Annotated in this window: 20 protein-coding genes and 1 pseudogene; 9 read left to right on the forward strand and 12 right to left on the reverse strand. The window is 59.7% G+C overall.

Translation table 11 applies throughout. From position 1 onward, the window contains the following. Positions 1-156: 156 nt before the first annotated feature. Genes FYJ85_RS19855 through FYJ85_RS19875 form a run of 5 tightly spaced genes read left to right on the forward strand, consistent with a single transcriptional unit; the run spans position 157 to position 9964 of the window. The gene (locus FYJ85_RS19855; protein WP_206213345.1) at positions 157-7989 is read left to right on the forward strand and encodes a beta strand repeat-containing protein; all 7833 of its coding nucleotides are present in this window, start codon (positions 157-159) and stop codon (positions 7987-7989) included. Between the two features lie 21 nt (positions 7990-8010). Then, positions 8011-8154 (forward strand): hypothetical protein, encoded by a 144-nt coding sequence (locus tag FYJ85_RS19860; RefSeq protein ID WP_154420469.1) that lies wholly within the window; start codon positions 8011-8013, stop codon positions 8152-8154. A 1-nt stretch (position 8155) separates the two neighbouring features. Beyond that, the gene (locus FYJ85_RS19865) at positions 8156-9019 is read left to right on the forward strand and encodes a hypothetical protein (protein WP_154420471.1); all 864 of its coding nucleotides are present in this window, start codon (positions 8156-8158) and stop codon (positions 9017-9019) included. Continuing rightward, the gene (locus FYJ85_RS19870; protein ID WP_106052638.1) at positions 9016-9276 is read left to right on the forward strand and encodes a PqqD family peptide modification chaperone; all 261 of its coding nucleotides are present in this window, start codon (positions 9016-9018) and stop codon (positions 9274-9276) included. Before FYJ85_RS19865 ends, FYJ85_RS19870 begins: the two co-directional genes overlap by 4 nt. A 43-nt stretch (positions 9277-9319) precedes the next feature. Continuing rightward, the gene (locus FYJ85_RS19875) at positions 9320-9964 is read left to right on the forward strand and encodes a S24/S26 family peptidase (RefSeq protein ID WP_154420473.1); all 645 of its coding nucleotides are present in this window, start codon (positions 9320-9322) and stop codon (positions 9962-9964) included. Positions 9965-10050: 86 nt separating this feature from the next. Here the strand turns inward: FYJ85_RS19875 and FYJ85_RS19880 are convergent, their stop codons facing one another. Then, positions 10051-10728 (reverse strand): DedA family protein, encoded by a 678-nt coding sequence (locus FYJ85_RS19880; protein ID WP_106055676.1) that lies wholly within the window; start codon positions 10726-10728, stop codon positions 10051-10053. 90 nt (positions 10729-10818) lie between these two features. Then, complete coding sequence (locus tag FYJ85_RS19885; protein WP_154420475.1) at positions 10819-11184, reverse strand: hypothetical protein; 366 nt, start codon at positions 11182-11184, stop codon at positions 10819-10821. A gap of 218 nt (positions 11185-11402) precedes the next feature. Between FYJ85_RS19885 and FYJ85_RS19890 the strand changes: the two genes are divergently transcribed. Then, a complete protein-coding gene (locus FYJ85_RS19890) occupies positions 11403-11549 on the forward strand; it encodes a hypothetical protein (protein WP_154420477.1) in 147 nt (48 codons plus the stop codon). A gap of 279 nt (positions 11550-11828) precedes the next feature. Here the strand turns inward: FYJ85_RS19890 and gcvH are convergent, their stop codons facing one another. The 3 genes and pseudogenes from gcvH to FYJ85_RS19905 all read right to left on the reverse strand — a co-directional run bounded on the left by gcvH (position 11829) and on the right by FYJ85_RS19905 (position 15382). Further along, on the reverse strand, positions 11829-12203 hold the full coding sequence (gcvH, locus tag FYJ85_RS19895; RefSeq protein WP_206213346.1) for a glycine cleavage system protein GcvH: 375 nt from the start codon (positions 12201-12203) through the stop codon (positions 11829-11831). A 144-nt stretch (positions 12204-12347) separates the two neighbouring features. After that, complete coding sequence (locus FYJ85_RS19900; RefSeq protein ID WP_206213347.1) at positions 12348-13070, reverse strand: anaerobic ribonucleoside-triphosphate reductase activating protein; 723 nt, start codon at positions 13068-13070, stop codon at positions 12348-12350. Between the two features lie 59 nt (positions 13071-13129). Beyond that, a pseudogene (locus tag FYJ85_RS19905) lies at positions 13130-15382 on the reverse strand (ribonucleoside triphosphate reductase). Between the two features lie 258 nt (positions 15383-15640). Here FYJ85_RS19905 and FYJ85_RS19910 point away from each other — a divergent pair. Together FYJ85_RS19910 and FYJ85_RS19915 are read left to right on the forward strand one after the other, a co-directional pair. Next, on the forward strand, positions 15641-17536 hold the full coding sequence (locus FYJ85_RS19910; RefSeq protein WP_154420481.1) for an ABC-F family ATP-binding cassette domain-containing protein: 1896 nt from the start codon (positions 15641-15643) through the stop codon (positions 17534-17536). Beyond that, positions 17533-18114: a flavin reductase family protein gene (locus FYJ85_RS19915; RefSeq protein WP_154420483.1), complete on the forward strand. Its 582-nt coding sequence runs from the start codon at positions 17533-17535 to the stop codon at positions 18112-18114. Before FYJ85_RS19910 ends, FYJ85_RS19915 begins: the two co-directional genes overlap by 4 nt. 106 nt (positions 18115-18220) lie before the next feature. Here the strand turns inward: FYJ85_RS19915 and FYJ85_RS19920 are convergent, their stop codons facing one another. The 5 genes from FYJ85_RS19920 to FYJ85_RS19940 all read right to left on the reverse strand — a co-directional run bounded on the left by FYJ85_RS19920 (position 18221) and on the right by FYJ85_RS19940 (position 22697). Beyond that, positions 18221-18646, reverse strand: coding sequence for a hypothetical protein (locus tag FYJ85_RS19920; RefSeq protein ID WP_106052630.1), 426 nt, complete (start codon positions 18644-18646; stop codon positions 18221-18223). Positions 18647-18673: 27 nt separating this feature from the next. Then, on the reverse strand, positions 18674-19381 hold the full coding sequence (locus tag FYJ85_RS19925; protein ID WP_154420485.1) for a type II secretion system protein: 708 nt from the start codon (positions 19379-19381) through the stop codon (positions 18674-18676). Between the two features lie 15 nt (positions 19382-19396). Next, the gene (locus FYJ85_RS19930) at positions 19397-20632 is read right to left on the reverse strand and encodes an FMN-binding protein (protein ID WP_154420487.1); all 1236 of its coding nucleotides are present in this window, start codon (positions 20630-20632) and stop codon (positions 19397-19399) included. A 309-nt stretch (positions 20633-20941) separates the two neighbouring features. Next, positions 20942-21739 carry a sugar phosphate isomerase/epimerase family protein gene (locus tag FYJ85_RS19935; RefSeq protein WP_106052628.1) on the reverse strand — a complete coding sequence of 266 codons (798 nt, stop codon included), beginning with the start codon at positions 21737-21739 and terminating at the stop codon, positions 20942-20944. Between the two features lie 139 nt (positions 21740-21878). After that, on the reverse strand, positions 21879-22697 hold the full coding sequence (locus tag FYJ85_RS19940) for an HAD-IIA family hydrolase (RefSeq protein WP_154420489.1): 819 nt from the start codon (positions 22695-22697) through the stop codon (positions 21879-21881). Between the two features lie 161 nt (positions 22698-22858). Between FYJ85_RS19940 and FYJ85_RS19945 the strand changes: the two genes are divergently transcribed. After that, a complete protein-coding gene (locus FYJ85_RS19945) occupies positions 22859-23818 on the forward strand; it encodes an alpha/beta hydrolase (protein WP_106052626.1) in 960 nt (319 codons plus the stop codon). A gap of 51 nt (positions 23819-23869) precedes the next feature. Here FYJ85_RS19945 and FYJ85_RS19950 read toward each other — a convergent pair whose 3' ends face one another. Together FYJ85_RS19950 and FYJ85_RS19955 are read right to left on the reverse strand one after the other, a co-directional pair. Continuing rightward, positions 23870-24544: a hypothetical protein gene (locus FYJ85_RS19950; RefSeq protein WP_154420491.1), complete on the reverse strand. Its 675-nt coding sequence runs from the start codon at positions 24542-24544 to the stop codon at positions 23870-23872. 157 nt (positions 24545-24701) lie between these two features. Beyond that, positions 24702-25046 carry a hypothetical protein gene (locus tag FYJ85_RS19955; RefSeq protein WP_154420493.1) on the reverse strand — a complete coding sequence of 115 codons (345 nt, stop codon included), beginning with the start codon at positions 25044-25046 and terminating at the stop codon, positions 24702-24704. Positions 25047-25330: the final 284 nt, after the last annotated feature.

Below are 25330 nucleotides of genomic sequence, written 5' to 3' on the forward strand. Positions count from 1 at the left end.
GGCGGCTGTCAAACGGCAAACGGAATAAAAGCGACCAACGGGAGCGGTTATGCCGGATTGCCGCTTGACTGACGACGGGTTCTGATGTATCTCACGCTGATTTACCCACAAATTCCCGTGAAGACCCAAAAACAAAGAAACCAAGGGAGTTATGCTATGAGTATCATCTACACAGTCGACCCTGCGGAAGTTGCGTCCGAAACCAATTTCCACACGATTCAGGAGGCGATCGACGCGGCGGCCGGAGTTGCCGGGGCCGGGAATCCGGTGGAAATCAGGATTGCCGCCGGAATTTATAAGGAGGCGCTGACATTCCCCGCCGGCAAGGGCAACATCACGCTTTCCGGCGCCCGGGCGGGAGTCGACGCCTCTTCCCCGGAGCGCGGCACAGGCGAGACTGTGCTGGTCGGTTACATCCTCGGCGCCGACGGCGGCGGCGCCCTGACCAACGTGACCATCGACGGCATGACGATCGAGGCCGCTTCTCAGGCGCAGATCGAGGCCGGGGAGATTCGCAACAGCGGCAATGTTCCCTATCACGGGGTGATCTGGTCGCAGTATCAGAGCGACGGCTTCACTTTGAAGAACAACATCATCACCAACGCCGGAAATCCCGCCAAGGGTACGATCTGGCTTGGTGCTCAAGAGAATGCGACGATCACCGGAAACCGGGTGACCACGGTACTGCCGGACGGGGAGGTCAAAAAGGAGGCCACGCTGGGAATCGGCGGGACCTCCGGCACGACCACGATCACCGGGAATGTCTTCGATTCCGCTCATAATGCCGTCAACCTGAGCGGGAACAACGGCGGGGACATCACCATATCCGGGAACCACATTCTGAATGCCGCCAAATGCGGCATTCAGGTGACCAGCGCTCCCGCCGGAGGAAGCATTTCGATCACCGGCAATGTGATCGACAATTACGGTTCGGCCGTTTCCGGAAAAGCGGAGGACGAAGCGGCCATCGCTTTCCAGAAGCGCGGCGGGGCCGGGAATGAAGCGGTGGTCACCGTCACCGGCAACAGCGTCAAGGGGGATTACGATGTGCCGCTGCTCTTCTTCAGCAACAATCCCGCGGACGTTGCGGGGTCCGTCATCAGGGACAACGTATTTCAGGGCGGCAGTTCGACCGGCGTCTACATCAAGACTTCCCAGGGAGTGCAGACCGCCGATCTGGCGGTCGCCGATAACTTCTATCTGAATGCAGCCGGCGCCCAGCTGACGGAGGTTCCGGCTGTCCAGGTGGAGAGCGATTCGACGGTGAACACCACGCCCGATCCGGAGGCTGCCGTCATTTCTCCGGCTGTCGTCGTCGAAACCGGCGCTTCGGTCGTGATTGTCGATGCGGCCTGGGCTGCCTGCGAAGCCGGAACGCTGGTAATGGCCGGGGGAAAATGCTACACGATCGGCGTGAATGCTTTCGGGACTGTTCAGGCGGCGGCCGATGGTGTGGAAACCGGCGGCACGGTCAGGATTCAGGCCGGGGTTTACGATGAGAATCTGATGCTCACCAGGAGCATGACATTGCTCGGGGCTGCCGGAAATGGCACGGTGCTCAATGGCGGTATCGGGGCCGCCGCCGATCATATTGTCATTGACGGGCTTTTCATTCGTCCCGGCAGTGTCAATACGGTTGATGCGAATGGCGGCGCTGCTGCCGGCGTATCAGTCGAAAAGCACGGCATTACCGGCCTGACGGTCCGAAACTGCCGGATCGATTGCTCGGCGGCGATAGGCGGCAATGTGAAGGTTTACGGCATTACCGCCGGCTTGGGAAGCCGTTCCTATTACTCTTCCGCTGTTACGCTTGAGAATAACCGCATTACCGGTTATACGACGGGAAACGCCATTTCTGCCACGGCCCAGAACGGGATCTATCTGCGGTTTGTGAGCGGTGCGACTGTCTCCGGCAATACGGTTGAAGGCTTTTCCCACCACCTGATGCAGTTCCAGGCAGGCAGCGACGCAACGGTGACGAACAACGTTGTCCGGGATACGGACCGTAACGGCATTCAATTCGGAGCCACTGCTTCCGGAAGCAATCTCGTAAAAGGCAATGCCGTTTCGGACTGCCGGGGAGCCAGCAGCGATGACGCGGCGATTGTGCTCCGCAATGACGGAACCGGCTCCATGACGGTAACCGGAAACGAGGTGACCGGCAATAAGACCGGCGTCTACATCTCCGAAGTTACCGATGTAACGCTGCTGGAGATCACCGGTAATATCATCGACGGCAATACGATCGACATCGCCGGCAACAGTGCGTCCGACATCACCTTGAGCGGCAACAACTATGGAGCGGATGGCGAAGCCGTCGTCAGCCAGCAGGGCGCCGGGAAGCTGGAGCCCGGAGCGTCTGCTTCGGCGGAGACCGCCACGACCTCCATTTTCATCAATCCGGCCTGGGCGGGACAGACGACCGTTATCGGTCCGGACGGCAAATTCTACACGGTCGGCGTCAACGCCTTTACGAAGGTTGATGCGGCGGTAATCACCGCAGACACCCTTAATCTGGATGTGACCGGGCCGGCCGCCTGGCTGGGACGCCAGACCATTGATCTGAGCGGGGCTGTGGGCAAAACCACCGTTACGTTCCACGATATCACCGACTCCACCGTCGGCGCCTATCGCACCTATTTGAAAGGTAACAACTCCACGGTCGTCACCTTCGACAATGTGACTGCTCCCTGCCACATTTTTATGGAAAATCTGAGCGAGATCGCGCTTGTCGGAAACTCGCAGCTTGAATTCACCACCTATAACAACAACGACAGTCTGAGCACGCCTACATTCACGAATGTCGGAAAGCTGACCGTCAACGCAGGGACTCTCTGCTATTTCAGCAGTACGAATCAATACGGGTTGGGGGAAACTGTTATTTCCGGCGCCGGCACGATCAAAACTGCCGGAAACATGCTTGTCGGCGGCAACACGAATCAATTTGTCGGAACTTTGGAGATCGCCGGCAGCGTGACGATGGAAAGCGTCGAAAGCGGTTTCGCCAACGCGTCGCAGATCATCAACAACGGCACGATGTACTGCAACGCCGCCGGCACCATGGTTTTCGGTCAGAAGATTACCGGTTCCGGCATGATCACAGCCAGGAAGGAGGGCGGGACCGAGGTCGTGATTACCGGCGATCTTTCCGGCTACACCGGCAAATTCGACGCGCTTTCGGGGAACACGATCAAACTCAACACCACGCTGAACGACACGGTCAATCTCTCTCACTCCGGCGGTTCTGCCGGGACGGTGGAGCTGAATGGGGACGGCAGCGGAAAAACGGTTACGGTCAACAGCACGACGGATACCTCCACGGCGCTGAAGGTCTTCATGAACTGGAACGATGTTCTCGTTCAGGCCAACGGCAATGCGGAAACGAAGGTGTACGGAACCATTTTCCTCGGCAGCAATGAGGGCGGAGCTTCCGTCTCCGACCTTGAGGTGAGGCTTTCCGCAATGAATCTGACCGGTGGGTCGGTCGGTCACATCTATCTCGGCGGCAGGGGCGATACCATCAATGACGGCGACGATGCCGATAAAAATGCGATCGTGCTGCATGTCGATTCCGCTTATTCCACGATTTACGGAGCGGGAGAAAACGGTACGGTCAACGGCGACATCACCATCAACGTCACCGATAAGGCGTGCGGTCTGCCCTCTACTTTCGCCCCGAACGGGCAGATTTATGGCGGCGGAACCGGTAATACGATCAACGGCAATGTGAATATCAATGTCAATGCCGGAGAGGCATCGGTCGGAGATATCTACGGTGCCAATGCTTCCGGGGCAATCGACGGCGACATCAATATCACGCTTTCCTCCGGAAAAGTGAGGCAGCTGTACGGACTCCGCAACGGCAGTGCCTCCGGCAGCAGCGTGAAGAATATTGTCATCAATGTGGAAGGCGGCAGCGTCGATGATATTCGCGGCGGCAACTCCTCGGCCGGCAAGGTGCCGGGTGAATTCCGCGCCGACTGTGTGCAGATCAACCTGACCGGAGGGGAAGTGACCGGCAAGCTTTATGGCGGGTCGCAGCTCAATGCGGGCAGGATTGACATCGTTGTTGACGGTGCATCTGCCGGGGATATCTATGCCGGCAGCAAATACGGCACTGTCGGAAATACCTCGGTTGAAGTGAAATCCGGCACGGTTTCCGGCAGCATTTACGGCGGCGGCGCCGGCGGATCGTCGGCTCTTGGTTATTCGGCTGTCGACAATGCAGAAATTGTCGTCTCCGGCGGCAATGTGACCGGAACGATTTACGGCGGCGGTTCTTCGGGGGACGCCACCGGGAATGCTTCGATTGAAATCACCGGCGGAGAAGTCAACGACATCAGCCTTGGCGGAGCAGGCGGCGCTGTTGTCAATTCGACATTGAAAATCAGCGGAGCCGATACCGTGGTCAATGGCAATATTACAGCCGATTCCTTGAGCGGCGATGCGGAGATATCGATCACCGGTACTGCGGTCAACGGCATTACCATGAACGCCGAAGGAAACAATCTGCTGATCAACAACGGAAGAGTCGAAGGGGAAGTCTCCTCCGACGGCGCGCTGGCTATTTCCGGCAAGGGTGTTTTCACGCAGGCGATCACGGCGGCGACGCTGACGGCGGCGGATGGGCTGACTTTTGAAGTCTCCGCCGCCGATCTTGCGAAGCCGCTGGTCAACCTGACCGGCGCCGAAGCCAGTACGCTCGGCAACATCACTGTGAAGCTGACCGATGGTTCCCTGAGCGATTTTGCCGGCAAACAGCTTGTGAGCGGCAATCTGGCCGGAGATGTCAACCTGACGCTCTCCGACGGCAGTTCGACGGCGGAGGTGGTCACTTCCGGCGATCTCTTTGTCAACAGCGAATGGAGCTCGAAGAAGGAAGGAGAGCTGGTCGAACTGGATGGCAAATTCTATGTCATCGGCAAAACCGCGTTCGCTTCGGCGGATGAAGCCGCCGCGAGGGCGGCCGCCGGAGACAGCGTCCATATCCGTAGCGCGGCTTTGCAGACGCTCGGGACCGGCAAGGCCATGACTGCCGAGACGGTCTACATCGGCAAGTGGAATGCCGTAAGCGGCGATCCCGATACCGGGAACGTCGGCTCGCTGACGCTCGGCACCGGTTCCCGGCTGGCGGCGAATAAGGTTTATGTCGGTACTGCGAACGAAGTGCTCGGCGCCCGTTCCTCGCAGCTGATCGTCGAAAGCGGCGCGCAGCTCTCCACCGGCGCCGAGACGCTGAACATCCGCTACGACGGCTATGTCAAGTTCAACGGCTGGGACGGTAAGACGGTATCGAACGTCACCATCTTCAATGTCGGCGGTTTCGCCGATGTCGACGCCGCCCACCTGACCGGCAATTCGTTGCAGGTGGCAGCCGATACGACCAATCCGCTCTACGCCACGGCCGGAGCAGCCAAACTGACCATGACCAACGGCGCAGAGCTGGTTCTGACCGGCGGCATTGAGCTTGGGCGCAAAAAGAACCGTCACGGCATTCTCGAGCTCGACAATGCCGCTGTCGTGAGCCAGAGCGGAATTGTCTATGTCGGGTGGGACACGACGACGCCGGGCGAGTTCGGCACCGGCGAACTCCATCTGAAAAACGGTGCGAGCCTGACCGCCGTCAACGTCGTCGTCAATACCGGTAGCACGGCCACGGTTGAGTCGGGCAGCTCGCTCAGGGCGGATGTCGCCAACAACGGCGTGGTCAATGTCTCCGGCGCGGTCGACCTCTCCGGCAATTTCACTGGAAACGCCATCAATTTCAGCGGGCCGACACAGCTTTCCAGCACCGGCGGCTTCACGCATGAGGCCGGGTTGAAAACAGACTGCCTTACTGAAATCGGTGCGGGGAGTTATCAGTTCAGCTCTCTGCTGTTCGACGCGGACGCCGCAAATCAGCAGAGCGTCGAAGTCACTTTCGCCTCCGGTGCCGATGTCAGGGTATCCGGCGTCATGGAAATCGACCGCCGTGTCAACGACGTCGTGCTCGATGCCGTCAAAGGTTCGATCCGGCTTGAAGCGGGAGCATCTGTCACTGTCGGCACCGAAAGTACGAACACCGGAAAGTTCTACAACAAGGTGAAATCCTCCACGATGGTTGACGCCGACGCGGTCCTGACGGTCTACGGCGAGTTCCAGAACAAGGGCGAGGTCACTGTCAACGGCACGCTGAACCTTTACAGCGTCGGCGGTCTGGGCGAATCCTTCGCCGGACGCGATAAAAACAATGGAACCGTGTCTGTTTCCGGCGGAATCGTGAACTATTCCGATACGGCGTCCAGCTCCGGCTGGTTCGGCATCGGGGCTAAAATTCACAATTCCGGCTGGGAGGATGTGACGGAAGCCGGTTCCCGGGTCGTCATCTCCGATGGCGGTTCTCTGAATCTCGCACTCCGCGAAGAAAACAGCTACGAATATGCGTTCTGCGTCGGCACCGGCGCGGAATTGAAACTTGACGGCAGCCAGGGGGCCGTTTCGGTCAACGCTGCCGGAGTGAGTCTGCTCAACAACGGTGCGATCACGATGAATGCGAACTCGATCGTCACCGTGGCCGCGTTGCAGAACAACGGCACGATCAGTATGGATTACAATTCCACGCTGGCGTTCGGGTCCTTCGAGAATGCCGGAACCATCTCCATCACTCTTGACGGATATTGCGGCGGCGAGAAGAAGCTGCTTCTGGATTACACCGGCAGCGAAACCCTGACCGGTGAATATTACAGCAAGTTGCTGGGCAGCAGCTGGAACGACGCCTGCTTCACGGTGGAGAACAATGATCTCTATCTGAATTATGATTCCGCTGTCGTGGTTTACGTCAACAGCACTTACTCGGAGGAGAACTGCGGCGGCCACACCTGGGGCGTGGACGCCTTCGCGGATCACGAGTCCGCCATGGCGAAGAACCCGGTGAGGGTGGTTTCCTGCGGCGGCGAGTTCAGCAGCACCGTCGCGTTGAACAGCAAGGAAGGGCAGATCGACGGCGGAACCTACAAGCCGCTGCTGGCCGGCCATCTGGTCAACACCGACGTCAAAAACTGGGATGACCACGAGGGAAATCTCACGGTCAGGATCAATGACGGCGCCTTCACCAGCAACGTCATCGGCGCGGACGGCGTCGCCGGCGGATCTTCGGAACGTACCGGAAATGTCTCTATGACGATTGACGGCGGAACCTTCAGCAAGCAGGTCGCCGGCGGCATGTATCTCGCCCATACCGACAGCAGGGGCAGCGTCATTCTGACCGGAGATATCGACCTGACGATCTCCGGCGGCACGTTCGACGGGCGCATCTATGGAGGAAACTTCGGCATCAACGATACGGTTTCCGGCCGGATGTCGATGAAAGGCAACATCAACCTCACGATTGATGCGGGCAAGGCGCTGACCGTCAACGAGCATATTTCCGCCGGTTCCAGAGGCCGCGGCACGGTGGATGGAAACGTCACCGTCACCGTCACCGGCAACGGCGACAACCTGACTTTCGACGGACTCCTTTTCGGCGGCTGCAGCGGCGACCTCTACCGTACGAACAACGGCGTCCGCACGGCCGATACAAGTGTCACGGGTGACCGGAAACTGGTGTTCGACGGCTTCAGCAACGGGTTCGACGGCACGGTCTCCATGTTCGAAAGCGTCCGTTTTGCGGGCGGCTCTTCCGTTGCATTCACGAATGCGGCATTGAACCTCTCGGACATCTCGAACTGGGATTTTGAGTTCGGCAGCTCGTTAAGCGGCGTCAACCGTAATAATTTTGCGGGTGATACGCTCAATTTCGACCTCACCGGCTGGGCGGGCGATCAGTGGGAAGTAATGTCCGGGAGCGCCTCGGCATTCTCCGGCTGGAACGACGCTTCCAGGGTGACTCTCGGCGGCGAATCGGCGGCATGGGATTCCGATATCTCGGGATGGTGCAGTTCGAATTACCAGCTCACGCTGGAAGAGGACGGCGACGGCAGAAAATTGATCATTGCAGGCAAACTTGCTTAAATACAGGAAAGGAAACAGCAGATGCAGGACGAAGAAAAGATGTGGTATGAAGCACCCGCAATCGAGGAGCTTTCCTCCCGGTTGTTCCGGGGAAGCGAAGGTGAACCGGGAGGCGAGGGGTCCGGCGGAATGCCGCCGGACGGCGACGGAGATCCGCTGGTCTAGAATGTCGGAGCTGGTATTGCCGCTGCGGACCGGATCCCCGCTGATCGTGCGGGATTCGGCCGCAGGCCGGCCGGGTTGTCTGGACCGGCTGGCGCTCCTGACCGGCGGAAAGGTGCGGGATGCGGTTTCCGCCGCATCTCCCCAGTGCGAAATTACCGTGGAGGCGCCGTCCGGCCGTTCCTGCTCCGAACTGGCGGCATGGAGGCGTTATGCCCTGTTGCTGGACCGGGATAACGACGGATTCGTCATAACTCTCCGGAAAGGGGAAACGGGGTCGCCGCCGCCGATTCCGGTCGGCCTCTGGCAGCTTGGATTGCTGACCGCCTGTATTTCCGCCGTTTTGCGCGGCGCCCGGATTCTTCCGGTTCACGGCGCTTTGCTCGCCGTTTCGAAAGGCGGGCTTCTGCTGTGCGGCCAAAGCGGAATGGGCAAGAGCACGACGAGCCGGCGCTGGCAGGCGGCGGGCGGTTCCGTTCCGGCCGACGACATGGTTCTGCTGGAATGCGGCGGGGAGGAGGTGATTGCCCATCCGCTGCCGACCTGGAGCCGTTGCCGCGAATCTCTGGAGGGGGCGTCTTATCCGTTTGAACCGGCGCTTCCCGTCGCCGGAGTGTTTGCTCTGGCCCGCGGCGAGGAGCGGGAGGAGCTGAAGGAAGCTGCCTCCCGGGAGTTTTTCATGAGCATATACAGCGCGTGCTGTTGCTTCGCTTCTCCTCTGGTCAGGCTGCTGCCGCAGGAGGAACGGGAGCGGCTGCTGGCCGCCATCCGCGAAACTGCGGACCGGCTGGCGGAGGTTTCGCCGCCGACGGCTCTGTTTGCCCATCTGGACGGAAATTTGCAGAAAACGTTAAAGGATTATTTATGAGACTGAATCCGCTTGCAATGATGCGGGAGGAGTTTGACGGGACCGGCATTGTTTTCGACCCCGACAATAACCGGGCGATGACGCTGAATGCTTCCGGGGTGGCTGTCTGGCGTGTGCTGAGCACCGGCGGTACGGCGGCCGATGCGGCGGTGCGGCTGCGGGAGACGTTCCGCGGCGTCACTCCGGAACAGGCCGCCGCTGATGTCCGTAAGTTCATCGGCGCGCTGAAGGAAAAATCCCTGCTTGCCGACGATTGACCCGGATGTTGCGTGCAGCCTGCTGAAATCGGAGAAATATCTTATGCGTAAAAACGGGCATAAGGGAATGGGGCCGTTCCCGGCCGGCCGTTTCATGTCGCCGTCTGCCGTATCGGCGACTCCGGTTGTTGCGCCGCATTCCGCTTTTTACTGCGGCGCAAGCATGTCGGGTGTTTTTCAGCCGGGCGACTCGCTGCGGCTGGAAGCGGTCTCGTTCGAATCGCTTCGGCCGGGCGATATTGTCGCAGTCGAGTCGGCGCCGGTTCCATATGTCCACCGGGTCATCCGGGTGAACGGAACGGAGGCCGTGACGCAGGGAGACAACAATGCCGCCCCCGATGCGCGGCCTCTGACGCCCGGATGCCGGTTTTCTCTGGTAACCGGCGCGGTCTCTTTTCCGGGCGTTTTCAGGCCGGTTGCCGGAGGCCCGCAGGGCATGCGCCGGTTCCGCCGGAACCAATGGCGCCGGAAATTGCGTGCCGGGGCCGGGAGAGTATGGCATCGTCTGGAACCCCGGGCATTCTGGCGGATTCCGGTCCGCAGCCGTACCGTATTCCGGAATGAGATGGTTTTCGATTTTCACGGAATTCCGGTTGCCCGGGTTTCCGCGAATGGATCGGTTCATTATTTCGGCAGCCTGAAACGGCTCCTCTTCAGATTGCCGGGAGCGGACCGTTCGGCTCCATAGGCGTACTCCCCCCGTCCCCGGGGGAGAGATGCAATCTGGCCGAGCTCATTTGCGGGGCGCGCCATTCCGGCCGCTGCCGTGCGGCATTACTCCGCCTGCACGGCCGTGCGCATGACGCGTCGGTGGACGGCGAAATAGGCGATGGTCACGACGGCGAGCCCGGCCAGAATCCAGATGTAATTCTCGCTGACCATGAGCTGCCCCTTCCGGACGAGTTCGACGTATCCCAGATCGCGCGACAGGTGGCCGAGCCACGCTCCCGCCGCCGTCAGGATCACGACCCAGATCCCGGCTCCCGCCGCCGTGAAGATCGTGAAGCGGCGCAGATTCATCCGGGCGAATCCGGCCGGCAGCGAGACGAGCTGCCGGATTCCGGGCAGCAGCCGGCAGACGAAGGTGCCGATGTCGCCGTAGTCGCGGAAGAACTGCTCTGCCCGCGCCAGCGTCTTTTCGCTGAGAAAAAAGTATTTTCCATATTTGTAAAGCGCCCGGCGCCCGAGGTGGAGCGCCAGATAATAGTTCACATAAGCTCCGGCGAGCGACCCCGCCGTGCCGGAGAGGACCGCCAGAGCGGCGTCCATCCAGAAGTTGCCGGTCAGCAGTTCCCCGCGGAACGCGAGGAATCCGGCCGGGATCATCACCACTTCGCTTGGGAACGGGATGAATGAGCTTTCGACCGTCATGAAAACGAAGATGAGCAGCAGCCCCCAGATATGGGCGTGCGCCGCGAATGCTGCAATGTGTTCTGCAATGATTTCCGTCATAAAAAACCTCAACTGACAGTGTGGACACGGGACCGCGGGAGCGGTTTCCGGATCGGAACCGCTTCCGTCATCGGAATGGAGAACGGGAGATCATTGCTGTGCGGGTCCGGCCCGGACCCGCATATGCCGGGACGCAAACTGCCGGGCATGGACGGCATGGACCGGAACGCCGTTTCCGGCGGGAACGGTTTCTGCCCGGGGGAGGGGAACGGGAACCGGCGGCAGCAGGACAGGAGGAATCGGCGTGCCGCTGCGGCGCCCGGCTTCGGCCCGGCCCGGCTGCATCCGGGGCGGCACGGCCTCCTGCGTATCGTCCTGAAGCATGGCCCGCACGGTATTGCAGACGGCGCTGCCGTATTCCGGCGCGGGCCGGCTCGGCGCCGGCAGCCGGAACGCTGCGCAGAAAAACAGCAGCGCGGCCGGAAACAGCAGCAATATGGACGGACGAAACCGCATGGCACCTCTTTTGTTCCGTGCTTTCCCTGTCCCCGCACTCGGGGATAAGTACTTAATATATCACCTGCCGGGCATGAAAACAAGTTTGCGCTCTTTTCGGGCGGTGAAAAAACGGAAATGCCTCCATTTGACAAATCCGTCCGTCCGCACTATATTACCAGTGAGGAGAAGAGGAATCCGCGAATGGCGCGGCATTCATAAACGAGGAGGAATGAATCATGTCGAATGAGAAAAAAGAGAAGATCGAACAGATCAACCAGGACACCCCCGTGCTTCCGCAGAACATCAACGAGGCGAAGGATACTCCGGTTGATTTGCCGGTCTCCCTTCCGAAAAATCCGAACGGCGAAACTCTTTCCGAGTGATCCCGGCCGAGTTGCGCTCCTCTGGAAAGGGGGGCGCTTCTTTTTTGCCCGGATATCGTATGAAGCTTGCCCTCATCGGAAGAATCGGGCGTAAAGGGAGTGCACGGAATCGCTGCCCGGCAGCCTCCTGCCGCCGTTTGCGCGTGTTTGCCGTTTATTCCGCTTCCGGCGTTTTCATGCAACAGCGGAGGACGGCAGGCCCCGGGCTGCCGGGACGGGAACCTTCCGGCCTCCGGAGACAAAAAAGGCGGCATGCACCGCCCATCCGGGAACGCGCCGTTACTTGCGAAGTTTGCGCAGGTACTTCTGGTAGGCGTCTTCGTTCATCATATCGTCGAGCTCCGAACTGTCGAAGTTGGTCAGGCGGCAGAGCCAGCCTTTTTCTTCCGGAGAGTCGTTGATGAGCCCGGGTTCGTCGGCCAGGGCTTCGTTGACCTGCGAGACGGTCCCGCTGATCGGAGAGTAGATATCCGAGGAGGCCTTGACCGATTCCACCTCGCCGAGCCGGTCCCCGATGATGAAGTCATCCTCTTCTTCGGGCAGTTCCACATAGGTGATTTCGCCCAGCTCGTCCGCCGCGTACTCGGAAATTCCGACGGTGGCTTCCTCGCCGGATATTTCGACCCATTCATGATCCTCGGTGTAATACTTCATCAGGTTCGTTTTCCTCTATAATGATCACTTCACTCGATTTCAGCAATTCATTCTGCATGTTACGGCAGTAATGAATCATCAAAACGCTGAATTTCAAGTCGGCGACAGGCATTTTTTTATGATTTTTCCAAAAAAATGCCGGAATCAGGCCGATTCGAGGATTCTTCCGGTCAGGCCGCGGACCCGGACTTCGGGACCGAGGCGGCGGGCGATTCGCACGAGTTCCGCATCGGAGAAGGTCTCTTTGGCCGAAAGCTCGTCATCGATGACCTCGACCGGATGGTACTGCTGAAGCGTCCAGGAACGCACGCCGACGGCCTTCAGCTCGCCGTACATGGTTTCGAGCGCGGCGGCGTTGAGCAGCGCCTTGTGCACGGTCGTGCGCACATCGAGTTCGGCACCGGAATCGAGGGCAAGCCCGATGCTGCGCCGGACCTTCTGCGCGATTTCCCGGTCGGAACTGCCGGTCAGCGCCGGATAGGCGGCGGCCGGGGCCTTGTAGTCGATTCCGAACGCATCGGCGCCGCAGCTGCCGAGCAGCGCTTCGACGCGCTCCGGCAGCGTGCCGTTCGTGTCGATCTTGGCCAGATAGCCCATCTCCCGCACCCGGCCGACCACCTCGGGCGCATCCGGGTGCAGCAGCGGCTCGCCGCCCGAGAAGACGACTCCCTCAAGCAGTCCCCGGCGGCGTTCGAGAAAATGGAAGAACTCCTTTTCTGTCACGCGCGGCTGACTGGACGGGTCGAACACGAGACACGGATTATGGCAGAACGGGCAGCGCAGGTTGCAGCCGCCGGAGAAGATGATGCAGCCGATTTTACCCGGATAATCGACCAGCGTGAATTTGACAAGTCCGCGAAAATCCATTTTTCTCTCCATGAAAAAAGCGGGCAAATGCTGATTTGCCCGCCCGCCGCAACGGCCGGTTACTTGGATGCGACCTCGAAGGTCTTGCGGTCCTTGAACTCTTCCTTCTTGCCCTTGTTCCAGTTGCTCACCGGACGGAAGTACCCGCAGACGCGGCTGTACACTTCAGTTTTTTCTCCACATTTCGCCATGACATCTTCCTCCTGTGTTATGATGGTGATTGGGGGTATTTGTGATTGTTTGAATCAGGCCTCCAGCGGACACTCCGTATGTTCGCCCGGAATATAGCCGTGCACCGGGCAGATGCTGAACGACGGGGTCAGCGTGAAGTACGGAATCCGGTAGTTCGTCGCGATCCGCTTCACAAGCGACGCCACGAGCCCGGGGTCGTCGATCCGCTCGCCGATGAACGCATGGAACACCGTGCCGCCCGTGTAGAGCTGCTGAAGCGGGGCCTGAAGATCGAGTGCTTCGAAAAGGTCCGACGTGTAGCCGACCGGCAGCTGCGTCGAATTCGTATAGTACGGATTGTCGGTTCCGGCGCAGATGATCTCGGGGTAACGCTTGCGGTCGAGCCGCGCGAGCCGGAAGCTCGTGCCCTCGGCCGGCGTCGCCTCGAGGTTGTAGATATGGCCGGTCTCCTCCTGGAAATCCTTGATTTTTTCCGCCATATGCACGAGCACTTCGCGCGAGAACTCCGCACCCTCCGGGTCGCAGATCGAGCAGCCGAGGAAATTCAGACAGCACTCGTTCATGCCGACCAGGCCGATCGTGCTGAAATGGTGCTCGAGGTTCGGCAGGTAGGTCTTCGTGTACGGCAGCAGGTCGCCTTCGAGGTGCTTCTGCACGACTTTGCGCTTGATCTCGAGCGACTCCATCGCCATGCGCATGAGCCGGTCGAGCTGGCGGTAGAAGCCCTCCTTATCCTTCGCAAGGTAGCCGATGCGCGGCATGTTGATGGTCACCACGCCGATCGAACCGGTCTGCTCGCCGGCCCCGAAGAGGCCGCCGGTCTTGTTCCGCAGCTCGCGCATGTCCATCTGCAGCCGGCAGCACATGCTGCGGACGTCGCCCGGATTCAGGTCGCTGTTGATGAAGTTCTGAAAATACGGCAGCCCGTACTTGCCGGTCACTTCAAAGAGCAGCTTCGCGTTGTCGCTGGTCCAGTTGAAGTCCTTGGTCACGTTGTAGGTCGGGATCGGGAAGGTGAAGATCCGCCCGTCCCGGTCGCCCTGCGACATGACTTCGAGGAACGCGCGGTTGATCATATCCATCTCATGCTGGAATTCGCCGTAGGTCTCGTTCTGCGGCTGCCCGCCGATGATGACCGGGTTGTCGCGCAGGTCTTCGGGCACGACCCAGTCGAAGGTCAGGTTCGTGAACGGCGTCTGCCCCCAGCGGCTCGCGATGTTGAGCCCGAACACGAACTGCTGGATGTTCTGCTTCAGCTGCGGATAGGTCAGCTTGTCGCGCCGCACGAACGGGGCGAGCAGCGTGTCGAACGAACTGAACGCCTGCGCGCCGGCCCATTCGGTCTGCAGCGTCGAGAGAAAGTTCACGATCTGCCCGGTCGCCGTATCGAAATGCTTGGCGGGCGCGGCCGATGCACGGCCGCCCCGGCCCTGAAAGCCGCGCTCGAGCAGGTCGCGCAGGCTCCAGCCCGCGCAGTAGCCGACGATGCCGCAGGAAAGGTCGTGCAGGTGGAAGTCCCCCGACGTGTGCGCCTCGGCGATCTCGGGCGGGTACATATTGGCCAGCGCGTAGTTCGCGATGACCGAGCCGGAGACATGGTTCAGCAGACTCGCGTAGGAGTAGCCGGAGTTCGAATTTTCGTTGACGCGCCAGTCCTCCTGCCCGAGATAGCTCGACACGAGCTCCTGCACGTCCATCATGAGCTTCTTCGCTTCGCGGATCTTCGTGTGGCTTGCGCGGTAGAGGATATAGAGCTTGGCGGCCTGCGAGAGCCCGCGTTTTACGAACGCATGCTCGACGAGGTCCTGAATCACCTCGACGTCGGGGATCTGGAGTTCATCGTCATACCCTTTGTCGACCAGTTCGCGCACCACATCGTCGGCGATATGGCGGGCGACCTTGTCACTGCCCATCCCGGCGGCCTTCAGCGCTTTTCCGGCGGCGATCGCGATCCGCTGCGGATCGAACTCAACGATCCGGCCGTCGCGCTTTTTCATTTTCTGGATGGACACGGTGTTGCTCATCTGACGACTTCCCCTTTTCCGCGTTTGACGTTGATGTACAATACGAAATCCATGCGGCGCCGGATTCTGCCGATGCCGCCGGCCGGATATCTTCATTTCCCCGGACCGCGATTTCTCCCTCGTTTATATAGCATACCACATTATATTGTTATTTCAAGTGAAAATTTCACAATATATTGTATTTTTCTTATTGTCCGTCACTATCAACGACTTATGGGTTTTCATCAGGGATTTAGGCGTTTCCGGCCGTGCGGCGGGGCGGAAATCAGGCTGTTTTTTTCATTCCCCGGACTTGTAAACGTGCGGCTTCACATATATAGTTTTAAGATCAAATAACCAGCGGGATACAGAGATATGGCGGAAACGGTATTGTGGGCGGCGGACGAGCTCCGGCTGGCCATCGGGCGGCAGACGATTTACGACGGCGCCGAATTTTACATCAACGCGGGCGAGCGGGTCGCCCTGGTCGGGCGCAACGGAAGCGGCAAATCGACGCTGCTGCGGCTCATCACCGGCGACGAAATCCCGAGTTCAGGGAACATCACGCGGGCCCGCAATCTGCGGGTCGCCGTGCTGCCGCAGGATTTTGAAGTGGACGACGGACGGACCATCCGCGAAAACGTCGCGGACGGGCTCGCGTATTTCCGCGAACTGCAGGAAAAGTTCGAAACCGTCTCGGTCAACTCGCCCGAACACGCGCAGATCGACCATGAGCTGATGATTCACGACGGCTGGAACCTCGAAACCAAGCTCGGCACCGTGCTCGAGAAACTGAATCTCTCCCGGGAGGCGGACCGGCGCTGCCATAAGCTTTCCGGAGGCGAGATGCGCCGCGTCGCCCTCGCGCGCGCGATCATATCCGAACCGGACCTGCTGCTGCTCGACGAGCCGACCAACCATCTCGACGTCAATACGGTGGAGTGGATCGAGAACTTTCTCGCGGAGTACCGGGGCAGCTGCCTGTTCGTGACGCACGACCGTTATTTTCTCGACCGCATCGCGAGCCGGATCGTCGAGCTCAGCCACGGCAGATTCTACAGCTACCCCGGCAGCTACGCGGAGTATCTGGCGGCCAAGGCGGAGCGCGAGGCGAATGAGGATGTCCTCGAACAGAAGCGCCGCAGCTTTCTGCGTTCGGAGATCGACTGGGTGCGCCGCTCGCCGAAGGCGCGGCTCAAGCGCAACATGGGGCGCATGAAGCGGTTCGATGAAATCGCCGCGCAGAGCGGCCCGGTCCGCGACAGTGAAATGGAGCTGCTGATTCCAGCCGCGTCGCGGCTCGGCAACAAGACCGTCGACCTTACGGACATTGCGCTGGCTTTCGGAGGCCGGACGATCATCCGGAATTTCTCCTTCGAATTCGAGCCGGGCTCCCGGATCGGCATGATCGGCCCGAACGGCATCGGCAAGAGCAGCCTGCTCCGGATCATCACCGGGCAGCTTGCGCCGGACCGGGGGGAGGTCAGAATCGCCCCGACGGTCGAATTCAACTACATCGACCAGTCGCGCATCGCGCTTGATCCGGAGAAGACCGTGGCCGACGAGCTCAGCGAGGGAGTCGACACGATTTCGCTCGGTGCCGAGAGGATTTCGATCTGGGGGTATCTGAAGCGGTTTCTCTTTGAGGACGACCGGATCAATACGCAGGTCCGCTATCTCTCCGGCGGTGAAAAGGCGCGGCTCATGCTTGCGAAAATCCTGAAACAGGGCGGCAATTTCCTGATTCTCGACGAACCGACCAACGACCTGGACCTTTCGAGCCTGCGGCTGCTCGAGGAGGCTCTGGCCTCTTACGGCGGCTGTGTGCTGGTGGTCAGCCACGACCGCTATTTCCTGAACCGGGTCTGTACCGGAATCCTCGGCTTCGAAGGGGACGGCGAAATCGTCTACACGCCGGGAGATTATGATTACCACCTCGAAAAACGGCGCGCGCGTGAAGCGAAGAACGCTCCTGCGGTCCCGCCGAAACCGGCTGCCGCGCCGGAGGCGCCGAAACCGAAGCAGCCGCCGAAAAAGCTCTCCTGGAAAGAGGCGCGCGAGCTTGAGGGGATGGAAGCGGCGATTCTCGCGGTCGAAGACAGGATCGCGGAGATTGAGGCGCTCTTCGGTGAACCGGATTTCTACACGAAGCACGGCAGCGAGAGCGCCGCGCTGCAGGCCGCGCTCGATGAGGCCCGCGCCGAATCCGCGCGGCTCTACGCGCGATGGGAAGAACTTGAAGCCAAGCGAATGGAGTTGGAACAGAAATGAAGAAAGTCATCTGGCCGGGCAGCACGCAGCTCGCCCCGGTTCCGGCGGTCCTGGTCGGCTGCGGCGGGCCGGGGGCGTACAACCTGATTACGATCGCATGGGCCGGAACGGTCTGCAGCAAGCCGCCGATGCTGTCGATTTCGGTGCGTCCCGAAAGGCACAGTTACGGACTGATCCGGGAATCCGGTGAATTCACGGTGAATCTGCCGACCGTCGGGCAGGTGAAGGAGACCGATTATTGCGGCGTGGTCTCCGGCGCCGACCATGACAAGTTCAAAGAGACGGGTTTCACGCCGCTGGCGGGCTCGCAGGTCGCGGCGCCGCTGGTTGCCGAGTGTCCGCTCGGGCTCGAGTGCCGGGTGAAGCAGACGCTCGATCTCGGCAGTCACACCATGTTCATTGCCGAGATCGTCGCCGTGCAGGTGTCGGAGGAGTTCATCAATGCGGAGGGGAGGCTCGAGCTCGAGAGGGCCGGGCTCGCCGCCTACGTGCACGGCCACTATTTCGAGCTCGGCGGCGCAATCGGCCACTTCGGCTACTCGGTCCGCAGAAAACCCGGTCCGGTGGTGCGTAAATAACAGTCTGCGACGGCGCGCCTGATCCCCCCGATGCTGTTCGCCGAATACGTCGCGGGAGCAGCGGGGGGATGAAATGTCCCTCCGGCTCCCGCGGCTTCCCGGACAGTTATTGCAGCAGGGCGCGGACGGGGGAGAAGCAGACGAACTTCCACTCGCCGCCGGTGTGCCGGCAGACCATCAGGGCTTCGACGCCGGAGGAGTTGCTGAGCGTCAGGGTGCAGGTGTCCGGGGTTTTCGCCATGCGGGTGATGCCGGAGACGGCCATGCCGCGTTCGTCATACTGCTTCAGCGCCCGGTAGGAGCCGGAGAGGGTTTTGTCCTGCAGGTCGGCGCAGTGTCTGCCGAATTCCCGCGGCGTTTTCTGTTTTGCGATCCGCTGGATATCCCGGGCGAACTTCTCCGCCGCTGCGGCGGTTTCCGGTTCCACGGCGATTTCCCGCAGTTCAGCCGGAACGGGTTCCTTCCGGAAGGACATCGAAAAGGTGAGGACGCATGCTCCGAGCAGGAGAAGGACAAGAGCGGCTTTCTTCATGATTCAAACCTCTTTGCATTCCATCGGTTACAGATCGATTTCGTAATGGGCGTCGTCGTCGGTGCCGAGCTTGCCGACGAGTTCGGCGGCTTCGACGTCATTCCGGGTTTTGGTGCAGCGGCTGAAGCTTTCGCTGGACACATGGCCGTCGGCCCACGCCACGTTGCCGAAGCGCGAGTGGCGGAAGTGCAGCGAGTAGAAGCCCATCGACTCCATATGGAAGATGTTCGGGTTGCCCGCGACCGACTTCCCGCCGGTGGCCATGCTGGTCGCGTTATCCTGAAACGCGACGATTTGCGACGGGCGCCGCAGCCGGGAGAGCTTGATGTCGTTCAGGGTCGAAAGCATGCCGTAACCGGCTCCCTTTTCGACTTCGTCGATCGTTTTCGTGTAGACGAAAGCGGGGCAGGTCAGCACTTTGCCGCCGCCGGTGTATGGGTACAGATACCCTTCCGGCCGGGTGAAGTCATACGTGCTGTTTTCGTACCAGCCGCACCAGAAACGCACGCCCGAGTCGCCGCCCATGGCGGAGCCGTTGCTGTATTTTACGTAGAAACCGTCGTAATCCTGCACGTACTGCATCGCTCCGGCTCCGATCTGTTTGAGGTTGCCGATGCAGTTCGCCGATTTGCCGCGGGCCCGCGCCTGGTGCAGCGCGGGCATCAGCATCGAAGCGAGAATCGCGATGATTGTGATGACGACCAGCAGTTCAATAAGGGTGAAGTATCGTTTCATGGTATTCTCCAATGGTTATCGGGTCAAAGCGTCGATGCGGGACTGGATGACGGCGTCGGGATCTTTCGTGAATTCTTCGAGATGTTCCCGCAGCCGGGCGAGTTCGCGCTCCTTTTCGGCAATGCGGGCGGGCATGGTCAGCGTGCCGCGCACCAGCTGGCGGGTGACCTCCTTGCGGAGCTCTTCGAGCTGCTTCGGATCGCGGCTCTGCCGGAAGGCGGCGGCCAGCCGGTTGATCTTATCCTCCTGCGCCTGTGCTTCGGGATCGCTGAACTTCATTTTGCCGGCGGATGCCGGGGAGTGCTGTTTCTGCCTGAGCGCATTCAGCCTCGCTTCGGTGGCGGCCAGCGCTTTCTCCTGTTCGGCGTTGTGCGGGGGGACGGTTTCGAGCATTCGCTCGTAATTGGCCAGGATCGCGGCTTTCAGCGCTTTGAGGTCGGCTTCCGATTTGGAGTTCTTGTATTTCTCCGCCGCGAGATCGACCGGGCTTTTGCGGCTGCCGCGTCCGGGGTGGTTGAAAAACATGAGTTTATGCTCCTCGGCGAACTTTCCGGCGGCCTCCGGCCCTTCGAGCGCGGCCACAAGGCGCAGCTGCAGCTCCTCTTCCTTCCGTTCCCGCAGCTGTTTGAGCAGTACTTGGCTGCCGGAGACGATCCGCTTCAGCGTGGCCACCCGCCGCTCAAGCTGGATGATTTCAGGATTTCGGGGCGCGGCAGTTGCCGGGACCGGGACGGCGGCGGCAGGCTGCTTCGGCTTCGGCGCTGTTTCGGCCGGTTTGAGATAGGACTCGGCCAGCTTGCGCACACCGGCCCGGATGGCGGAGCTGCTGTAAGTTGCCCCGGTTACGGTATCGACCTGTTTCCCGGGGATCTCTTCCAGCTTGAGCTTGTTCCAGCTTTCGAGGAACTTCGCGGCGCGGACCCGGTTGAGAAACGAGGGAGTCTCCTGATTCTTGCCGATCAGGATGCCGGCGACCTGGCGGTTGTTGTCGAAGAGCACGGCGATTTCGATGGTTCCGGCATAGCCGAACTGCCGTTCGTCATCGCCGATGGTTTCGAGGTAAAGAGTGCCGAGCGTTTTCTGATTTCCGTCCCGGACGAGATAGATGCCGGGTTTCTGTTCGGCATACTCTTTCGCTTCGGGAAAGATGCGTGCGGCTTCCGCCGCAAACGGCTTGACCGGTGCAGGCGTCTCCGCTCCGCAGACAAAAAATGCGGCTGCCGCGAAAACGCCGGGAATCAGTCGTTTCATGGGAAAGACTCCTTTTATTGTTAATTAGTCTCGTCTAAATTTATTTTTACCGTAAATCCGGTCTGCTGTCATGGTGAAAGAAAGCGGTCCCGGATCGGTTCCGCTTTTTAATATATCGCGGGATCGGAAAAATGCAATGGCAATTAATTAGATTAATCTAATTTTATTTGAAAAGAATGCCGCGGTTTGTTTTCCTGTACGTAATCTGCCGGCGGGCAGAGGATCGCGGGAAGCAAGGCCGGCTGCGGACCAAAAAAGAGCGGGGAAGGCGGATTGCCTTTCCCGCTCCCGCTGCGTGTCGCGCGAGGATTACTTGTTGCCGAGCGCAAGACCGTTGGAGGTCATGTACTTGTAGCTGCGCTTGAGGGCTTCGACCATTTCCACGCGGCAATAGTCGAGCTCGACCACGATGTTGTTGACGCGGTCCGGCGTGGCGGCGACGATGGCCGGAATGGGCAGGTCGCCTTCGCCGAGCGGCAGGAGATCGACCTTGCGGTCATAGATGCCGTTGGTGATCTTGAGCTCTTCGGCGCCCTGGTGCAGGATGCCGTCCTTCATATGGAGCGCGACGACGCGGTCGCTGAAGAGCTTCATCATTTCGACCGGGTCCTCCGTGCCGAAATTGGTCGACCAGAAAGCGTCGAGCTGGAACTTGACCTTCGGACAGAGTTCCGCATAGATTTCGTATTTCAGACGGCCGTCGATGCGCTCGAATTCCCAGTTGTGGTTGTGCTGGAAGAGCATGAGACCGGCTTTTTCGAGTTTCTCCTGCATCATCGAGGTGGTTTCGGCGGTGCGCTTGATGGCGTCGAGATCCTTGTAGTCCTCCGGGCCGTAGCCGCAGACGACGCGGTCGAGGCCGAGGCGGCCGGCGATGTCGATGGTCTCTTCGAGATTGTCCGGCTTCGCCCAGGGGGAGTGCGAGCTGTAAAGCTTGAGCCCGAGGTCGTTGATCCGTTTGAGGAACTCTTCCGGCGTCATGTTCCAGAAGCCGGCCGGCTCAACCGCCTTGAAGCCGATATCGGCAACGGTTTTCAGCACGGCGTCAAAATCCTTTTCCGCCATCTGGCGCAGTGAATACAGCTGGACAGCCAAATCTCTGGTCATTTTCGATACTCCTTAAATTGGGGTTGGTGAAAATTATCGTACCTTATCTTACTATATGGCACGTTCCGCAAATGACAATTGACGGAACCTCTTTTTTTTTGACTTCTTTTATATAAATCGCGGGCTTTCCCATTCACCGTCAGACCGATTCGAAAACGAGACGGGGGCGGTATTCGCCGCGCGCCTGTTCCGCCTGCTCCCGCGAGGTGATTCCGGTCAGGACCAGTCCGGAATACATGCCGGAATTGTTGGCGCCGCGGATATCGCTGGCGAGGGAGTCCCCGATGCAGAGAATCCGGCTCCGCTCCGCCATGCCGAGCTGCTCCGCCGCGAAGTCGTAGATCGCCGTGCAGGGTTTGCCGAGGTAAATCGGCTCGATGTCGGTCCCCATCTCGTGCAGGAGGAGCCGGATGCATCGGGCCTGTCCGCCGGCCCCGATGCCGATGCCGCCGGTGACGGCGTTCGGCCAGCAGGTGTCCGGATTCGGCACGATGAACGGGCGGTCGGGATGGCGGCGGAAAAAGCCGGTGAGCGCCTCCCAGCTCGTGCGCCAGTCGTAATTGCCTTCGCCCATCAGGACGCCGCAGCACTGTTCGAGTCCGGCGAGGTCGCGTTCGAGCTTCAATCCTCCGGTGTCGCCGACCCGGCCGACCTGAAACAGCGTGCCGCGGTCCCAGCCCCGGCGCCGGGCCAGTTCCGGCAGGACGGAGAGACAGGAGATCACTTCGCTTTCGGCCGCCTCAATGCCGGCGCGATTCAGGAAGCCGCTCTTCTGCCGGCGGGTATGGTCGCCGTCGTTGGTCAGGAAGAAGAACGGCGTTCCGTCCCGGCGCAGCAGAGCGAGAAATTCGGCGGCGCCGGGGATCGGCTGCGGGCCGTAGACGAGGGTTCCGTCGATATCGAACAGGATCGCGTCGAACCGGACCGATTCCTCTCTCCAGAAATCAATGAGTTTCATATATTTTTTGTCCGATACTATACTGCTTCCCCGCCGATTTGCAACCCGGTTCCGTCGAAAGCTGCCGATACGGCTTGCATTTTTTCGCTTTTGTGCTTAGTTATAGGATGAAGAAGGAGCATTTCAGACGGAATTACCCGTCGATTCAGAGGAGGTATCTCATGAAAAAGTATCCGGAACTTACCAGGGAAACTGCCGCATTCATCGAAGGTCTCGAAGCGAAGAACGATCCGCCGCTCTACACGCTGAGCTACCAAGACGCCCGCGCCGTGCTGGCCGCCGCGCAGTCCGGCCCGACGCCGCGGCCGGAGGCCGACGTGACGGATTTCGAAATACCGTTCGGAGAGGGCGGGGCGGTCGAATTGCGGATCGTCCGGCCGAAGGGCGGGAAGGGGCGGCTGCCGGTCGTGTTTTATATCCACGGCGGCGGCTGGGTCATGGGGGACAAAAACACGCACGACCGGCTTGTGCGCGAGATCGCCGTCCGCACCGGCGCGGCTGTGGTGTTTGTGAACTACACGCCGTCGCCCGAGGCGCAGTATCCGGTTCCGCTGCGGCAGATCATGACCGCGCTCCGCTACATCGTCGCACATGCGGACGAGCTGAAGCTCGACGCGGCCCGGATCGCCGTGGCCGGGGACAGCGTGGGCGGCAACATGGCGGCGGCGCTGACGCTGATGTGCAAAGCGGAAAACGGCCCGCGCCTCCGTTTCCAGCTGCTGCTCTACCCGGTGACCGACGCATCGCTCGACACGGACTCCTACCGGGAGTTCGCCGACGGCCCGTGGCTTACGAAAAAAGCGATGGAGTATTTCTGGGATGCATACGCGCCGGATAAAAAGTCGCGCCGCGAGATCACTGCCTCTCCGCTGCTGGCGACGGCGGAACAGCTGAAGGGACTTCCGCCTGCCTTCGTCATCACCGATGCGAACGACGTTCTGCGCGACGAAGGGGAGGCGTACGCGGTCAGGCTCATGCAGGCGGGCGTTCCGACCGGCGCGGCCCGCTATGCCGGCACGATCCACGATTTCCTGATGCTCGATGCGGTGGCCGATACGATTCCCGCGAAGGAGGCGCTGGCGCAGGCGTGCGGCGTGCTGCGGGAGGCGCTGGCGGAGTAAGCAGGGGGGGCCGGGGCGTTTCGGGCTCCGGCGCCCGCCGCTTGTCCGTCTTTACGGAGTTGCGGAGATGCGGCGCTTCAGCGTCATGACGGCCAGGAGGACGAGCAGCAGCCCGCTCGACGCGGCGAAGAAAAGGTATTTCCGGAACTCTGCGCGCGTTCGCCGCACGCTCTGCCGCGTACGCTGCTGCTGCTCCCACTGTTCGGCCTTGGCGATCTGCCGCTGCCGGTAGGAGGAGTCGATTTCCCCGCGGTGGTATTTCATAAGCGCATAGGCGAGCCCGGGCTGTTCCTGCTCCAGCGTCAGCACGCTGCCGTCCTGCGTCAGCAGTTGCCGGGTGCGGTTCCGGTGCGCCCGTTTTTCGATGGCGATGATTTCGTTTCCTCCCTGCCGGGACGGGTCGTCGGCGAGAGTGCCGAAATAGAAGTATGGATTCCCCTTTTCCCGTGTCGGCCGGCGGTCGGGCAGCAGCGGGCAGGCCAGATGCTGCAGCGCTTCCTTTCCGAGCATGGACCACCCCTCGAGGTTGTCCCGGTTCGGAATCTCCCCGCTGTTTTCGGCCGCATACGCCTTCAGCAGAATTCCGAGCTCCTTCAGATGGTTCCGGCAGACAGCCGCCTCGGATTCCCCCGGCTGCGGAGAACAGGCCGGCAGCAGCAGTACGGCAAGAACGGACACAAGACACGGCAGGAGACCTTTTCGCGGAAACTGCGTCGATCGGCTCATGAAAGCACCCCGGAGTTCGGTTGAACAATGTGTAAAACGTGGTTCACATTTACGAATACATTATACAAGGCATTCTTTGTACAAAACTTACGTCAAAATGCTGGAATTGCTGACATTTTCATGTTATGCGGGACTGTGATGCGGAGAAGACCTCTGATCAATATTGCATTTGTTTAAACTCCGATGTGTCCGGAAGCTTTTTGTACCACTCTTTCCAGATTTGCGGATCATCAGGTAACTCTTCCCGGGTTGTTTCGCGCAACAGTGACATGATTGCATGATGCGATTTTTCAAAAGGCATGTCCAATGCTTTAATCAGGGAAGAAACATTTCTGGAATCAATCTGCGCTCCAAGATGAAGAACTGCTTGATAACGTACTGTTTGAGCAGGATGATTTAATAATGGAATCAACTCTTTTTTTTCAATTCGGATATTTCTCCTTTTACATTCCGTTAAAAGATTTGACAGTAAATGATTATCTGCAGATTTCGGTTTTTTCATAGTTGCTGCTTCATGCAAATATGATATCACTTGTTCACTTGAAAGTTCTCCTTGCTCTAACAAGTATAGTCTGAATGATGGATCTTTGTGAATAATAATTCGACCGATTAAGGATATTACACCTAAAACAATTACTATAATGATAAGAGTAAAAATAAATATCGATAATACACGGTGCTTTTTATGAAAATCCGACAGACATTTCTTCAAAAAATTTAACATAGTTCAGCTTTGGTTATGTTGGCGATAACAATATTTTCTATTAATCTTAATATTTTTATTCT

The organism is Victivallis lenta, assembly GCF_009695545.1.
In the GTDB taxonomy this organism is placed as follows: domain Bacteria; phylum Verrucomicrobiota; class Lentisphaeria; order Victivallales; family Victivallaceae; genus Victivallis; species Victivallis lenta.